Raw genomic sequence first — 15,221 nt, forward strand, 5'->3', positions numbered from 1 at the left:
GTGCGCATCGCGCACCGGGCCACTGCCGTATGCCGGGCCGGTTGCCCGGGTCCGGCTACGCCGGTGCCGTGCCGTGCGCGGTGTTCTCCGCGGCCAGGGCGGCCGCGGCCCGCGCCTCGCCCTCGGCCTGCGCCCGCTTCGAGTAGCGGATGGTCCAGAAGATCAGCGAGCCGAGGAAGCCGTAGATCAGGAACGGGCTGACGACCACCATGGTGTCGGTGTCGAGCAGGAAGGCCAGCACGACCCGCAGGGTGGCCTCGATCAGGTAGGCGACGCCCCAGACGGTGGTCATCCGCCGCATCACCTTGCGGAACTCGGGGTACTGCCAGAGCCCGTTGAAGTACGCGACGCCCTCCTTCGTCCCGTCGGTGCCGAACTTCCGGCCGAAGTAGAACATCAGAGGACGCGGCGCGAGCAGGGTCGCGAGGCAGAGCACCCCGAACAGGCCGGTCACGCCCGAGTCCTTGATCAGCAGCGCGCGCGCCGAATGCGCGCCGATCAGCGTGACGAGGGCGGTGATCACCAGGAAGACCAGGGTGACCACGGCGAACTCGTCGATCTTGCGCCGCCAGGCGAGGTGGACGGCGGAGTCGACCACCGGCCAGACGCCGCTGACCAGCAGCGCGGCGAACTCGCTCCAGCCCCGGTCGGTGAGCATGTTGTACGTGAGGATCGGAGCGACCACGTTGAAGCCGATGGTCAGGACCCAGCCGATCGCGGCGGCGGCTCCGGACCGGGCCGGTGGGTCGGACCGTGGTGCCGTTGCTTCCTGAGTGGACAAAGTTCCCCCTGGAACAGACCTGATGATGTGCGGTAAGGGGAACGTAAGAAGACGGCCGGGGCGTGGCAAGGGTCCGCCGCCCCAAATCATGATCAAGCTGTCCGGACTGGCCGGTTCCAGACGTCAGGCGCGCAAACCCCTGATGACCAGGGCAGAGACCGCCTCGAACTCGGCCGTGATGTTCGGCGACAGCCAGTCCGCCGCGTACTGCGGATCGTGGAAGCGTCCGGTGGCGTCGAACACGGCCCGGGCGGCGGCCGGTACGTCGGAGGCGCTGAGCGATCCCTCCGCGACCCCTTCGCCGATGATCCGGGACAGCTGCTCGATCAGCTGGGTCAGATGCTGGTCGACCACACCGCTGTTCTCGGCGAGCAGCACCATGTACGTCGCGAACAGCTCCGGATCCTTGCCCGCCTTCTGGCGCTTGGCATCGAACAGCGCCTCCAGCCAGGACTCGAGCTTCGAGGGTGCCGGCTCGGCGGCCGCCGAGACGATCTCCTCCAGCATGACCACGTTCTTGGCGAGCCAGCGGTCGGTGACGGCCTCGCGCAGCGCCGCCTTCGAGGGGAAGTGCCGGTACACGCTGCCGTGGCTGACGCCCAGGGCCCGCGCCACATCCACCACGGTCGCCTTGGTCGGGCCGAAGCGACGCAGCACCTCCTCGGTGGTTTCGAGGATGCGCTCGGGGGTGAGGGGCTCGGCAGCTGCGGGTGGCATGAGTACGACCGTACAGCCGGATCAGTGCTCGCTGTCCAGGTGGGCCATCTGCGCCGCCGGATACCGCTCGCCGGCCGCGGACCCGGCCGGGACTGCCTCCTCGATCGCGGCGAGGTCGGCGGGGGAGAGCACCATCTCCATGGCACCCAGTGCCTCCGCGAGCCGGTCGCGGCGCCGGGCACCCACCAGCGGCACGATGTCCTCGCCGCGCGAGAGCACCCAGGCGATGGCGGTCTGGGCCACGCTGACGCCCTTGTCGTCGGCGACCTTGCGCAGGGCGTCGACGAGGTCGAGGTTCCGGTCGAGGTTGTCGCCCTGGAAGCGCGGGCTCATCCCGCGGAAATCGCCGGGGGCCAGCGCCCGCTCGCGGGTGAAGTGCCCGCTGATCAGGCCGCGGGACAGCACCCCGTACGCCGTGATGCCTATGCCGAGCTCGCGGGCCGTCGGCAGGATCTCCTGCTCGATACCGCGCGAGATCAGGGAGTATTCGATCTGGAGGTCGGCGATGGGGGCCACGGCGGCGGCCCGGCGCAGCGTGTCCGCCCCGACCTCGGAGAGCCCGATGTGCCGGACGTGCCCGGCTTCGACGGCCTCGGCGATGGCGCCGACGGTCTCCTCGATCGGGACGTCCGGGTCCACGCGGGCGATGCGGTAGATGTCGATGTGGTCCCGGCCGAGCCGCTGGAGCGAGTAGGCCAGGAAGTTCTTGACGGCCTCCGGCCGCCCGTCGTATCCGGTGAAACCGCCCTCGACCGTACGCAGGGCGCCGAACTTCACGCTGGTCAGGGCCTGCTCGCGGGCCGCGGCGGGCGCGGTGCGCAGGGCTTCGTTGATGAGGAGCTCGTTGTGCCCCATGCCGTAGAAGTCGCCGGTGTCGAGAAGGGTCACGCCGGCGTCGAGGGCCGCGTGGATGGTGGCCAGGGACTCGGCCCGGTCGGCCTCGCCGTAGAGGGCGGACATCCCCATGCAGCCCAGACCCAGCGGGAAGACCGCGGGGCCGGTGGTGCCGAGGCTGCGCTTCGAGTGGGTCGGGCCGGTCGGCTGGGTCGGGTGGGTGTTCTCGTTCGTCGTCATGGAACGAGAATGGCATGACGGGTGACAGATTTCAATATCTGTCACCCGTCCGTGTGGCGGTGCCCGGCGGGGCGGCGCGATCGGGCCGCGGGGGAGGGTGCGTGCGGTCAGGACTCCGGGTGCGCCAGGCGGCCCAGCAGGGCGATCGCGTCCTCGCGCGGGACGGGCCCGAAGAACTCCGCGTCGACTCCCTCGACGGCTGCGATCGCCCGCGGCGCCAGCTCGGCCCCGGCTTCGGTGACGCGCAGCCGCTTGGCGCGCGTGTCCGCGGGGTCGGTCTCGCGCGCCAGGAGCCCCTTCTGTTCGAGGGTGCGCACCACCTGGGAGGTCATCTTCACGTCGGTGCCGGCCTGGCGTGCCAGTGCCTGCTGGTTGGGGTGCTCGCCCTGGCCGTTGAGCCACCAGGTGCAGGCGAGCAGCACGAACTGCACGTGGGTCAGGTCCAGGGGTCCCAGTACGGCGGCGATGTCGCGCTGCCAGCGCAGGGTGGCGTGCCAGAGCAGGAAACCGGGGCTCTCGCCCGGGGTCAGGGCCATCAGCCCCGAGCCGCCCTGACCAGTGCGGCCATGGTGTCGGGCCAGTCCGCGGTGATCATCGGGCCGATGTGCGGGCCGGCTTCGTCGGCGCCCTCGCCGCTGATCTCCATCCGGTACACCACGCGGCTGCGGTCCGGGCCGAGCCGGTCGATCCGGTGGGTGGTGCGCAGGACCAGCCCGTCGAAGCGCGCCTCGTCGACGAACATCTCGCCCTCGACCGCCTCGGCGACGAGCAGTTCCACCGGGTCCTGGCCGGCCGGGGTCATGGTGATCTCCGCGCCCGCCGCGAAGGAGCCGCGGAGCTCGATCTTCTCGATGTCGGCGTTCCAGGTGCCCCAGCCCTCGACGTCGGCCCACAGGGTCCAGATCGCCTCGGGCGCGGCGGTGGTCTCAACGCTGTGCTCGTACTCCCACATGGGTGCCTCCTGGGTAGATGTTCTGTGCGCAGACTATCTACGCGAAGATTAACTGTCCAGGAGGCCGCGGCCGAACTCGCGGCCGGACTCGCGGCCGGACTCGCGGCCGGGAGTCCGGCCGGGAGGGGTGTCGGCAAGGAGTGTCGGCCGCGGGGCTGCCGTCAGGACGTCGCGCGCAGGATCAGGGCGGCCGCCGCGACCAGGGTCAGGACGGCCGCCGGGGCGAGCTCGTAGTTCTTCGCGCGCAGGTGGGTGAGGACCGCGCCGGCGAAGTAGAGGGTCACGCCGGTCGCGGCGGCGATGCCCAGCGGCGTCAGCCACAGGCCCGCGACCAGGCCGATCGCGCCGGCGGCCTTGAGGCCGGCCAGGCGCGGCAGCCAGGAGTCCGGAACCCCGACGGTCCGCATGTTCGACGTGACCGTCGGGTTGCGCAGCAGCGTGAGGGTGGCGGACGTGGTGAGCGTGAGGGCGAGCAGGGTCGCGACGACGGCGTAGGCAATGAACATGATGAACTCCAACGGTCGATGAGTATGAACCATTGAATAGCATCAACGATCGGCAGAACGCAATCATTTCCGGGTTGTTACGATGTGGGCATGACGGCGCCTCAGGACTCCCCGCACCCCCCGCAGCGGCTGGGCCTGCTGCTCGCCTGGCACGGATCGGTCACCCAGACCCGCATGAAGAAGGCGCTCGGCGCGGCCGGACTGACCCCGCGCCACGCGATGACCCTGATGCACCTGGCCGGCGGCCCCATGGGCCAGCGCGCCCTCGCCGAGCGGCTGGAAGTGGACCCGAGCGTGCTCGTCGGGATCCTCAACGACCTCGAGGGCTGCGGATTCGCCGAACGCCGCCGCGACCCGGCCGACCGGCGGCGCCACAACGTCGCCATCACCGATGCCGGGGCGGACGCCCTGACCAAGACCAACGCGGCCCTCGACGCGGTCGAGCACGGACTGTTCGCGGGGCTGACGGAGCAGGACCAGGACGTCCTGCGGGGACTGCTGGCGCGGATCGATTCGCGCGGCGAGGACTTCGACTGCGCGGAGTAGCCGCGCGGGGCGGGGTTACGGGACTTCGGCGCGGCCGGGCGGGGTGTCGGTGCGCGGCCGGGCGGGGTGTCGGTGCGCGACGCCGCGCCGACGGGCCCCCGGTGGCGGCGCACGGGTGGGGCGTCTGGCTGACGACCGAAACTTCCTTGTCCACCTCATGATCACGGGTTATGTTCCCCGGGCACGTATCGGGGGATCATGGCAGGTGGGGGACATGGCGGAGGATTTCGACGCGGCCAACAGGGGTGTGGCGGCGTGGGGACAGGCCGTCGTGGCCTTGGCGCTCGTAGGGGGACTGGGTCTCGGCTTCTGGGCGATCGCCGCGGAGTCGGCGTCCTCGACCGGCGCGCCGCGACCCGCCACGTGCTCGGGAGGGGAGCCCTCGAAGGGGTCGGCGCAGGCGGGTGGCGCGGCGGCCCGGCGGGTCTCGGGCGCGCAGCTCTGCACGGCGCTGAACCGGCCGGACCTCGCCGATCTGCTGGGTACGCCCGGGGAGATCGCGAAGAGCGCGGGCGGAAGCGCGGGCACCGTGAAGGCCGTGGACGGCAAGGAGATCGCCACTCCCTCGGCCAGGATCGAGTTCGCGACCTGCACGGTGACGCTGACGGCCTCCTACAACTCCCTCCCGGTGGCCACGACGGCAGCCGTCCTGGGGAACGGAGCGCCCCCGCGCACGGTGCTGGGCCGCCCGGCGGTCATCTACTCCGACCGCACCATCAGCATCGGCTTCCGCCGCGACGGGAGCGACGCCCAGAGCGGCCCCGGCGTGCCGGCGAGAGTCCTGGTGGTGGCCCAGGACGGGCAGGACGGCGGCAACTCCTACGAGGTGGCCCTGTGGCGTACGGACGGCAGGGTGCCGGACGACGCGCTGCTCCTCCGCGTCGCCGAAACGGTCCTCCCGACCCTCCCGGACTGGCCCCCGACCGCCTGACCCCGGGCACCCGCGATCCCCTCCGGGCCGCCCAACCCGACGGCGCACACCCCGACGCGGCGCCGTGCCCCCGAGGCACCCCGCGACCCGCACCAAACCGTACGAGGCCTGCGCCCGCCCCCGGCGGAGAGCGAGAGCCCACCTGCGCGGAGCCAGTCCCCTACCTTCGCCCGCCCCGAGGCCAGGGGCGCGGCGCCGCCTACGGAGCTGTAGCCCGCCCGCCCCTGGACTCCTGACCCTGATCTGCCCCGGGGTCACTGCTCCCAAGGCCGCGCCCGGATCGGGGGGTTCCGTGACACGCGCCGCGCGGCCCGTGTCACCGGGGGCGTGGTCCGGGCCCGTGCCCGCGGGGCTGAGTCCGGACCCCTGTGCCCGGGGCTTCGTCCTGTGCCGGGGCCACGCCGGGGCCTCTGCGGCCACGCCCGCGCCCGGGCGCTGCAGGTCCCCGAGCTGCCCCGGGACTCTTGATCCCGGGGCCGCACCCAGACTCGTGTCCCCGGGCTGCGCGCGGACGCCCGCACCCGGGGGTCGTGCCGGGACTCCTGTGCCCGGGCTGCGCCGGGGCCCCTGTGGCCCAAGGCCGCTCCAGGATTCCTAGGTCCGGGTCTGCGTCCCGGCTTCTGTCCCTTGGGCTGCGCCGGGGCTCCTGCGCCTAGGGCCGCTCCAGGATTCGTAGGTCCGGGTCTGCGTCCCGACTCCTGTCCCCCGGGCTGCGCCGGGGCCCCACGCCTGGGCTCGTACCCGCTGGGCCGCGCCTCGCGGACGGTTGATCCGGGCTCGCCCGGCCCAGGGGCGGGGTTCCGGGTGCGGAGCCGTAGGCCGCCTGTCCACGCAGCGCTGAGCTCTGTCCCCGCCCGCGCAGCGTCAGGCCCCCGGCGGGGTCCCCGTTCGGGTGGGGGTGGGGGGTGGGGTCAGGGTGGCGGCCGTGTGGAGGGCTGTGGTGCGGGCCCAGGGGCCTGTGGTGGCCAGGCCCACCAGGAGGACCAGGGCGCCGCACGCCGTGATGATCCACCAGGCGGGGCGGGCCGCCTCGACGAAGGCGGATGCGGTGGCGGGGGCACCGGCCATGCCGGCGGCCAGGACCGCGCCGACGATCGCCACGCCCAGGGCTCCGCCGGTCTGCCGGCTGGTGGAGGCCAGGGCCGCGGCCACGCCCGCCTGGGCGCGCGGCATGCCGGAGAGGGCGGTGTCGGTGATCGGGGCGTTGACCATGCCGAAACCGAGTCCGAAGAGCACGTACCCGCCGAACAGGAGCCGGTCGGAGGACTCCGCGGCGAACGCGGCGAAGAGGAGGCCGCTCGCCGCCATGGCCACCCCCGCGATCGCCAGCGGCAGCCGCGGTCCGCGGCTGCCGACCAGCCGGCCGGACACCGGGGCGCAGAGGAAGGCCAGCGTCGCCATGGGGAGCATGTACAGGCCGGCGTGCAGGGCGTCGAGGCCCCGTACGTCCTGGAGGTAGAGGGTGTTCAGGAACAGGAACCCGGACATCGCGGCGAAGGCGCTGACCGCGATCACCGTGGCCCCGCTGAAGGGGGCGCTGCGGAAGAACCGCGGGTCGATCAGGGGCTCCTCGCGCCTGGACTCGTACACCAGGAGCCCCACCAGCGAGGCGACGGCGAGGACGGCGCAGCCGAGGATCAGCGGGGAGGTGGGGCCGGCGGCCGGGGCCTCGATGATCCCGTAGGTGATCGAGCCGAGCAGGAGCATGACCAGCAGCTGCCCGACCGGGTCCGGCCGGCGCGGACGGTCGGACCGGGACTCGTCGATGTAGCGCAGGGTCAGAGCGAGGGCGACCACCCCGACGGGGAGGTTGATCCAGAAGATGGAGCGCCAGCCGACGGAGTCCACGAGCAGGCCGCCGATCAGCGGGCCCGCGGCCATGGAGATGCCGACCACCGCGCCCCACACCCCGATGGCGCGGGCGCGCTCGCGCGGGTCGGTGAAGGTGTTGGTGATGATCGACATGGCGACCGGGTTGAGCATCGAGCCGCCCACCGCCTGCATCATCCGGAAGACGATGAACCACTCCAGGCTCGGCGCGAGCGAGCAGAGCAGCGAGCCGAGGGTGAAGAGGACGAGGCCGACGGCGAAGACCTTGCGGCGGCCGATCCGGTCGGCCGTGGAGCCGGCCAGTATCAGGAACGCGGCCAGGACCAGCGTGTATGCGTCGATGCTCCACTGCATGCCGGCCACGGAGGCGTCGAAATCGCGTCGCATCGCGGGGAGTGCCACGTTGAGGACGGTGTTGTCGAGGCTGACGATGAGCAGGCTCATGCAGCAGATCGCCAGGACGAGCAGCCGCCTTCTGGGGCTCAAGTCGCTCATGATGCGGATAGTACGCCTAACTAAAGAAATATGACGTAGGGCGCGCCTGGGCGACAATGGGGGGATGACCACGCTCCCTCCGCCTCTCGCGATCGGCCCGCACACCGTGCAGCCCCCGGTGGTGCTCGCGCCGATGGCAGGCATCACCAATGCCCCGTTCCGAACCCTGTGCCGCGAGTTCTCGGGCGGCAAGGGGCTGTTCGTGAGCGAGATGATCACGACCCGGGCCCTGGTCGAGCGCAACGAGAAGACCATGCAGCTGATCCACTTCGACGAGACCGAGAAGCCTCGTTCGATCCAGCTGTACGGGGTGGACCCGGTGACGGTCGGCAAGGCGGTCCGCATGATCGTCGAGGAGGACCGCGCCGACCACATCGACCTCAACTTCGGCTGCCCGGTCCCCAAGGTGACCCGCAAGGGCGGCGGCTCGGCCCTCCCGTACAAGCGGAACCTGCTGCGCGCGATCCTGCGCGAGGCCGTCGCGGGCGCCGGCGACCTGCCGGTGACGATGAAGATGCGCAAGGGCATCAACGACGACCACCTCACCTATCTCGACGCCGGCCGGATCGCCGTCGAGGAGGGCGTGACCGCCATAGCCCTGCACGGCCGCACCACCGCCCAGCACTACGGCGGCACCGCCGACTGGGAGGCCATCGCGCGGCTCAAGGAGCACGTGCCCGAGATCCCGGTGCTCGGCAACGGCGACATCTGGTGCGCCGAGGACGCGCTGCGCATGGTCCGCGAGACCGGCTGCGACGGCGTGGTCGTCGGGCGCGGCTGCCTGGGGCGGCCGTGGCTGTTCAACGACCTGGTGGCGGCCTTCGAGGGGCGCCCCGAGGACTTCCACAAGCCCACGCTGCGCGAGGTCGCCCGGACCATGCTCCGGCACGCCGAACTGCTGGGGGAGTGGATCGGTGACGAGGCGCGCGGGGTGATCGACTTCCGTAAGCACGTGGCCTGGTACACCAAGGGCTTCTCGGTGGGTTCGGAGATGCGGCAGAAGCTCGCCGTGACCTCTTCCCTGGCCGAACTGGATGCTCATTTGAGCGAGCTCGATCTGGATCAGCCCTGGCCCGAGAGTGCGGACGGTCCGCGTGGCAGGACGTCCGGAAACAACCGGGTTGTCCTGCCCGAGGGCTGGTTGAACGATCCGTACGACTGCGCGGGCGTGAGCGAGGAAGCCGAACTGGACACGTCCGGAGGCTGAGAATTCGCTGGCAAAACGTGCCACGGGCGGCGTGACATACGCCACGCATGGGTGAGGTTTCGCTCAGATGAGCGCGTTGGTCACGGGTAAGACTTTCAAAGGGTGGCACTGGGTGCCACCCTTTGTGCGTTCAAGTATTGAACGCAAATGTATCGATGATCGCTCATCCGAGCGGGATCAGGCCTCAGGAGGCCCTTCACCCTTCGGGATGTGAACGCTCTTCGTAGGTTCTGGCTACTCACCAGTTACTTTCGATCTGGTGGCGGGCGGGTGGTTACGGCCACATGACGACCAAGTGGACGTACCCATAAGCCTTCGATCTGGGTATGTTCCTGGCCGTCAGGGCAGCCACCCGAGCCTCGAGGAGTCGAGACCCGTGTCGGAAAACAAAGATCAGAAGTTCGTCTACGACTTCACGGAGGGCAACCGCGACCTCAAGGACCTTCTCGGCGGCAAGGGTGCCAACCTCGCCGAGATGACCAACCTGGGTCTGCCGGTCCCTCCCGGCTTCACCATCACCACCGAGGCCTGCAAGGTCTACCTCGAAAGCGGCGAGGCCCCGGCCGAGCTGCGCGAGGAGGTCAGCGCGCACCTCGCCGCCCTCGAGGCGAAGATGGGCAAGAAGCTCGGCCAGTCGGACGACCCGCTGCTGGTCTCCGTGCGCTCCGGTGCGAAGTTCTCGATGCCCGGCATGATGGACACGGTCCTCAACATCGGCCTCTCCGACGAGTCCGTCACCGGGCTCGCCGCGCAGGCCGGCAACGAGCGCTTCGCGTGGGACTCGTACCGCCGCCTCATCCAGATGTTCGGCAAGACCGTCCTGGGCGTCGACGGCGAGCTCTTCGAGGAAGCCCTCGACGAGGCCAAGGCCGCCAAGAAGGTCACCGTCGACACCGACCTCGACGCCGCCGACCTGAAGAAGCTGGTCACCCGCTTCAAGAAGATCGTCGCCAAGCAGGCCGGCCGCGAGTTCCCGCAGGACGCCCGCGAGCAGCTCGACCTCGCCGTCGAAGCGGTCTTCAACTCCTGGAACACCGACCGCGCCAAGCTCTACCGCCGCCAGGAGCGCATCCCGAGCGACCTGGGCACCGCGGTCAACATCTGCTCCATGGTCTTCGGCAACCTCGGCCCGGACTCGGGCACGGGCGTCGCCTTCACCCGCGACCCGGCCACCGGCCACGCGGGCGTCTACGGCGACTACCTCCAGAACGCCCAGGGCGAGGACGTGGTCGCGGGCATCCGCAACACCGTCCCGCTCGCGGACCTGGAGACCATCGACAAGGTCTCGTACGACCAGCTCATGACGATCATGACGACGCTGGAGACCCACTACAAGGATCTCTGCGACATCGAGTTCACCATCGAGCGCGGCCAGCTGTGGATGCTCCAGACCCGCGTCGGCAAGCGCACCGCCGGTGCCGCCTTCCGCATCGCCACGCAGCTCGTGGACCAGGGCCTGATCGACGAGGCCGAGGCCCTCCAGCGCGTCAACGGCGCCCAGCTCGCGCAGCTGATGTTCCCGCGCTTCGACGAGGGCGCCAAGACCACGCTGCTGGGCCGCGGCATCGCCGCTTCCCCGGGCGCGGCCGTCGGCAAGGCCGTCTTCGACTCCTACACGGCCGTCAAGTGGTCCCGCTCCGGCGAGAAGGTCATCCTGATCCGCCGCGAGACCAACCCGGACGACCTGGACGGCATGATCGCCTCCGAGGGCATCCTGACCTCCCGCGGCGGCAAGACCTCGCACGCCGCCGTCGTCGCCCGCGGCATGGGCAAGACCTGTGTCTGCGGCGCCGAGGACCTCGAGGTGGACACCAAGCGCCGCCGCATGACGGTCGGCGGGACGGTCGTCGAAGAGGGCGACGTCGTCTCCATCGACGGCTCCACCGGCAAGGTCTACCTCGGTGAGGTACCCGTCGTACCGTCCCCGGTCGTCGAGTACTTCGAGGGCCGCATGCACGCCGGCGCCGACGACGCCGACGAGCTGGTCGCCGCCGTGCACCGGATCATGGCCTACGCGGACCGCGTCCGCCGTCTGCGGGTGCGAGCCAACGCCGACAACGCCGAGGACGCGCTGCGCGCCCGCCGCTTCGGCGCCCAGGGCATCGGCCTGTGCCGCACCGAGCACATGTTCCTCGGCGAGCGCCGCGAGATGGTCGAGCGCCTGATCCTCGCGGACACCGACGAGGAGCGCGAGGGGGCGCTGGACGCCCTCCTGCCGCTGCAGAAGAAGGACTTCGTCGAGCTGTTCGAGGCGATGGACGGGCTGCCCGTCACCGTCCGCCTGCTCGACCCGCCGCTGCACGAGTTCCTGCCCGACATCACCGAGCTGTCGGTGCGCGTCGCCCTCGCCGAGTCCCGCAAGGACGCCAACGAGAACGACCTGCGCCTGCTCCAGGCCGTGCACAAGCTGCACGAGCAGAACCCGATGCTGGGTCTGCGCGGCGTCCGCCTCGGCCTGGTCATCCCCGGTCTGTTCGCCATGCAGGTCCGGGCGATCGCCGAGGCCGCGGCCGAGCGCAAGAACGCCAAGGGCGACCCGCGCGCCGAGATCATGGTCCCGCTCGTGGGCACCGTCCAGGAGCTGGAGATCGTCCGCGAGGAGGCCGACGCGATCATCGCCGAGGTCGAGGCCGCCACCGGCACCAACCTCAAGCTGACCATCGGCACGATGATCGAGCTGCCGCGCGCCGCGCTGACCGCCGGCCAGATCGCCGAGGCCGCGCAGTTCTTCTCCTTCGGCACGAACGACCTGACCCAGACGGTGTGGGGCTTCTCCCGCGACGACGTCGAGGCCAGCTTCTTCACCGCCTACCTGGAGAAGGGCATCTTCGGGGTCTCGCCCTTCGAGACCATCGACCGCGACGGCGTCGGCTCCCTGGTCCGCAGCGCGGTCGAGGCCGGCCGGGCCACCCGCCCCGACCTCAAGCTCGGCGTCTGCGGAGAGCACGGCGGCGACCCCGAGTCCGTCCACTTCTTCCACGAAGTAGGCCTCGACTACGTCTCCTGCTCGCCGTTCCGGATTCCGGTCGCGCGCCTGGAGGCCGGCCGTGCCGCCGCCGAGGCGAAGGGCAGCGACAGCCGCTGACCCTCCCGGGCCCCGTCACGGGGCCCCACTTGGACCGCGCCTGCCCCCGGGTTCCCTGACACCCGGCGGCAGGCGCACCTATTTACCGGCCGCCGGGGTTCCGTTCCCGGGGGCCGCGTTCCCGCCGCCCGCGGGCCGGTGAATATTCGTTCAATGTTGTTCCACCCGCCTTAACGGCAACAGGCGGTGGACGGATCCCCACCCGTCCACCGCCTGCCGCCAATCCGCCGGACACGTCGGCGCTTCCCGGTGCGACCGACCGCCAGGCCCCGCAAAGCCCCCCACGGCCTTCGCGGAGCGTTTCGGTCGCGCCGGAGTGTGCCCGGCGGAGTACAGGATTTCGGTTGTCACGCCCCCGCCGAAAGGGGTTTCAACTGTGGCTGAAAGGCCATGGTGACCACGTGTGACGGCATGCATACTCGTGGGGCGGGGGGATTGCGGTTGCACAGGTGGGGGTTCGGTGCTGCGTATCCATTTCACTGGAGTGGACCTGGCACGCGTAAGGATGGCAGGGCGTCCCGATGCGTTGTGGGAAACGATTCTGAGTTTTCACCGATTAAGAGACCGGCGGGATGCCCGGCTCTTCGGCGATTGGCGTACGGAAACCCGGAGCAGGTTGAATGCTGAAACACGGCTCCTCGGCGCGCTGATACCGAGCCGCGGCTATTTCCCCGATTTCCTCACCCCCGTCGAGGGGCAGTACGGATGGGACGTCGGCCTCGACGCCCTGCGCGCGATCCGCCCCGAGCGGATGCGGCGCGAGCTCGTGCTGCTCGGCAAGGGGGCGGGAGCGGGCTCGGGAATGGCGGCGGCCTTCGGGATGCCCTCGGCGGCCGGTACGGGCGCGGGCGCCGACGGGCAGGTCCCCCGACGGCTGCGCGACCTCATGGAGGACTCCACCGCGCACCTGCCCCGGCTCCTGGCCGAGCTGCGCGGCTACCACCGGGCGGCCGTGGAGCCGTACTGGACCCACATCCAGGCCCAGATCGAGGCCGAGCGGGCCGCACGCGGCCGGGCGCTGCTCGACGGGGGAGCGGACGAACTGCTCGCCTCCCTGCCGTCGATGCTGCGCTGGCGGGCTCCGGTGCTGGAGTGCGACTACCCCGTGGACCGGGACGTACGGCTACGGGGGCGCGGGCTGCTGCTCCAGCCCTCGTTCTTCTGCCGGCGCACGGCGGTGACGCTGCACGATCCGGAGCTGCCGCCGGTACTGGTCTACCCGGCCGCGGCCGAGCTGGCCTCGGCCCAGCCCGGCTGCGAGGCCACCCGGCCGGCCGAGGAGCAGCGCCAGCACCGCCAGCGGACCCTGGGCAAGCTCGTCGGGCACACCCGCTCGGTGGTGCTCCAGGCGATCGGCGACGGGGCCACCACGAGCGAGCTGGCCCGGCGCGCGGGGGTTTCGCTGGCCTCCGCGAGCCAGCATGCCGGTGTCATGCGGGAGGCGGGGCTGGTCACCACGCTGCGGCGGGGGAACGCGGTGCTGCACACGGTGACCCCGCTGGGTGCTGCGCTGCTCAAGGGTGGGGCCGTGGTCTCGTGACGGGGCCGCACCCCGGCGGGTTCCTCCCCGCCGGGGTGCGGATGGCGGTGCCGTGCGGCGCCGTTCCCGGGGCTCCGCCCCGGACCCCGCGCCTCAAACGCCGGCGGGGCTGGGTTTGCCCCGGCGGCCGTCAGACGCGGAACGGGCCCGTTACCTCGTACGTGATGCCGCCGCTGGAGTTGCCGCTCGTGCCGCGCTGGCTGCTGAAGTAGAGGCGGTTTCCGGCGGGGGAGAAGGCCGGGCCGGTGATCTCCGAGGAGGACTGGCCCGTGACCCGCAGGAAGGGGGCGACCACGTCGTCCGGGGTGATCACGCAGATCTCCAGGTTGCCGCCGTCCTCGGCCACGTACAGGTCGCCGTACGTGGACCCGGTGACGTTGTCGACGCCCGTCAGCGGGGCGCCCCCGCCGACCACCAGGGAGTCGTCGTAGGCCAGCTCGTAGGTGCTGTTCGCGAGGTTGAGCTGCCAGACGCGGTTGTCGCCCTTGGTCGTGAACCAGACCTGGTCGTTGGCGTAGTGGCAGCCCTCGCCGCCGTTGAAGTGCTTGGCGCCGGACACCTGCGTGCGGGTGGTGGTCGGGGAGCCGTCCGGGTCCGGGACGTTCTGCCAGGTGAAGGAGCCCGAGGTGCCGCTTCCGGCGACCAGGACCTGGAGGGTGCCGGAGGAGAGGTTGCCCCAGGTGGTGGGGAGGAACCGGTAGAAGCAGCCGTTCGTCTCGTCCTCGGTCAGGTAGACCGCCTGGCGGACGGGGTCGGCGGCGGCGGCCTCGTGCTTGAACCGGCCCATGGCCGGGCGCTGCACGGCCGCGTTCACGCCGTACGGGTCGGTCTCGTAGACGTAGCCGAGGCTGACCTCCTCGCAGGACAGCCACGTGTTCCACGGGGTCTTGCCGCCGGCGCAGTTCTGCCGGGTGCTGGACAGGATCCGGTAGGCGCCGGTGATGGTGCCGGAGGAGTCGAACGTGACCGCGCTCGCGCCGCCGGAGGGGTTGATCTCCGAGTTCGACACGTAGATCCAGCCCGAGCCGTCCGCGAAGCAGGCGCCGCCGTCGGGGGCGCTGTGCCAGGTGTACGAGGTCCCGCTGACGGTCTGGCTCGAGCGGGCGATGACCCGGCTGGTGAAACCGCTGGGGAGCATGATGCCGTTCGCGTCCGCCGCGCCGAGCGCGCCGTAGGGGCCCGGGCCGGGCTGGGCGGGGGCCGCGTAGGCCGCCCCGTGCATCAGCGTGCCGCCGAAGGCGGCGGCAGAGGTGCCGATGACGGCCCCGCGAAGGAAGGTACGACGTTCCACGGTCACTCCTGTGGGAGGAGAAGCTCCGCGGCCGGCCGGACGCGGAGTCGCACACGCGTCGAGGAACTTAGAACCGCCGAGTTGACGTGACGTCAATTCCATATGGCGCGGGGGCGACCGGCGCGGGGGCAATCCGACAGGAGGATTTCAGGATTTCGAGGCGGTATTTCCAGAAGGCCGCGTCGACCTCCACCGCATCGGCGACGGGCGTCCCGGCGGGCCCCCGGGGCGTCCCCGCGGGGCCCGCCGGGACGCGGCGGGGTGAG

13 protein-coding genes are annotated in these 15,221 nt (G+C 71.2%); 5 read left to right on the forward strand and 8 right to left on the reverse strand.

Annotated elements, in window-relative coordinates:
• Positions 1-55: 55 nt before the first annotated feature.
• The 6 genes from ACWGDE_RS25180 to ACWGDE_RS25205 form a co-directional block, all read right to left on the reverse strand.
• The gene (locus ACWGDE_RS25180; protein ID WP_453391292.1) at positions 56-781 is read right to left on the reverse strand and encodes a VC0807 family protein; all 726 of its coding nucleotides are present in this window, start codon (positions 779-781) and stop codon (positions 56-58) included.
• Between the two features lie 123 nt (positions 782-904).
• The gene (locus ACWGDE_RS25185) at positions 905-1,498 is read right to left on the reverse strand and encodes a TetR family transcriptional regulator (protein ID WP_453391293.1); all 594 of its coding nucleotides are present in this window, start codon (positions 1,496-1,498) and stop codon (positions 905-907) included.
• A gap of 21 nt (positions 1,499-1,519) precedes the next feature.
• The gene (locus tag ACWGDE_RS25190; RefSeq protein ID WP_453391294.1) at positions 1,520-2,572 is read right to left on the reverse strand and encodes an aldo/keto reductase; all 1,053 of its coding nucleotides are present in this window, start codon (positions 2,570-2,572) and stop codon (positions 1,520-1,522) included.
• A 107-nt stretch (positions 2,573-2,679) separates the two neighbouring features.
• Positions 2,680-3,108 carry a MarR family winged helix-turn-helix transcriptional regulator gene (locus ACWGDE_RS25195; RefSeq protein ID WP_453391295.1) on the reverse strand — a complete coding sequence of 143 codons (429 nt, stop codon included), beginning with the start codon at positions 3,106-3,108 and terminating at the stop codon, positions 2,680-2,682.
• Positions 3,108-3,524 carry a polyketide cyclase gene (locus tag ACWGDE_RS25200; protein WP_453391296.1) on the reverse strand — a complete coding sequence of 139 codons (417 nt, stop codon included), beginning with the start codon at positions 3,522-3,524 and terminating at the stop codon, positions 3,108-3,110. Before ACWGDE_RS25200 ends, ACWGDE_RS25195 begins: the two co-directional genes overlap by 1 nt.
• 161 nt (positions 3,525-3,685) lie before the next feature.
• Positions 3,686-4,030 (reverse strand): DoxX family protein, encoded by a 345-nt coding sequence (locus ACWGDE_RS25205; protein ID WP_453391297.1) that lies wholly within the window; start codon positions 4,028-4,030, stop codon positions 3,686-3,688.
• A 90-nt stretch (positions 4,031-4,120) separates the two neighbouring features.
• Here ACWGDE_RS25205 and ACWGDE_RS25210 point away from each other — a divergent pair, with 90 nt between their 5' ends.
• Together ACWGDE_RS25210 and ACWGDE_RS25215 are read left to right on the forward strand one after the other, a co-directional pair.
• A complete protein-coding gene (locus ACWGDE_RS25210) occupies positions 4,121-4,576 on the forward strand; it encodes a MarR family winged helix-turn-helix transcriptional regulator (protein WP_453391298.1) in 456 nt (151 codons plus the stop codon).
• Between the two features lie 214 nt (positions 4,577-4,790).
• The gene (locus ACWGDE_RS25215) at positions 4,791-5,507 is read left to right on the forward strand and encodes a DUF6215 domain-containing protein (RefSeq protein WP_453391299.1); all 717 of its coding nucleotides are present in this window, start codon (positions 4,791-4,793) and stop codon (positions 5,505-5,507) included.
• An 864-nt stretch (positions 5,508-6,371) separates the two neighbouring features.
• Here the strand turns inward: ACWGDE_RS25215 and ACWGDE_RS25220 are convergent.
• Complete coding sequence (locus ACWGDE_RS25220; protein WP_453391300.1) at positions 6,372-7,832, reverse strand: MFS transporter; 1,461 nt, start codon at positions 7,830-7,832, stop codon at positions 6,372-6,374.
• 64 nt (positions 7,833-7,896) lie between these two features.
• On the opposite strand from ACWGDE_RS25220, the gene dusB reads away from it, so the two are divergent.
• The 3 genes from dusB to ACWGDE_RS25235 all read left to right on the forward strand — a co-directional run bounded on the left by dusB (position 7,897) and on the right by ACWGDE_RS25235 (position 13,664).
• The gene (gene dusB / locus ACWGDE_RS25225; protein ID WP_453391301.1) at positions 7,897-9,039 is read left to right on the forward strand and encodes a tRNA dihydrouridine synthase DusB; all 1,143 of its coding nucleotides are present in this window, start codon (positions 7,897-7,899) and stop codon (positions 9,037-9,039) included.
• A gap of 376 nt (positions 9,040-9,415) precedes the next feature.
• On the forward strand, positions 9,416-12,124 hold the full coding sequence (ppdK, locus tag ACWGDE_RS25230; protein ID WP_453391302.1) for a pyruvate, phosphate dikinase: 2,709 nt from the start codon (positions 9,416-9,418) through the stop codon (positions 12,122-12,124).
• A 460-nt stretch (positions 12,125-12,584) separates the two neighbouring features.
• A complete protein-coding gene (locus ACWGDE_RS25235) occupies positions 12,585-13,664 on the forward strand; it encodes a helix-turn-helix domain-containing protein (protein ID WP_453391303.1) in 1,080 nt (359 codons plus the stop codon).
• A 130-nt stretch (positions 13,665-13,794) separates the two neighbouring features.
• Here the strand turns inward: ACWGDE_RS25235 and ACWGDE_RS25240 are convergent, their stop codons facing one another.
• Positions 13,795-14,955, reverse strand: a complete 1,161-nt coding sequence (locus ACWGDE_RS25240) for an alkaline phosphatase PhoX (RefSeq protein ID WP_453391304.1) — start codon at positions 14,953-14,955, stop codon at positions 13,795-13,797.
• Positions 14,956-15,221 lie beyond the last annotated feature (266 nt).

The organism is Streptomyces sp. NPDC054956 (assembly GCF_053609185.1).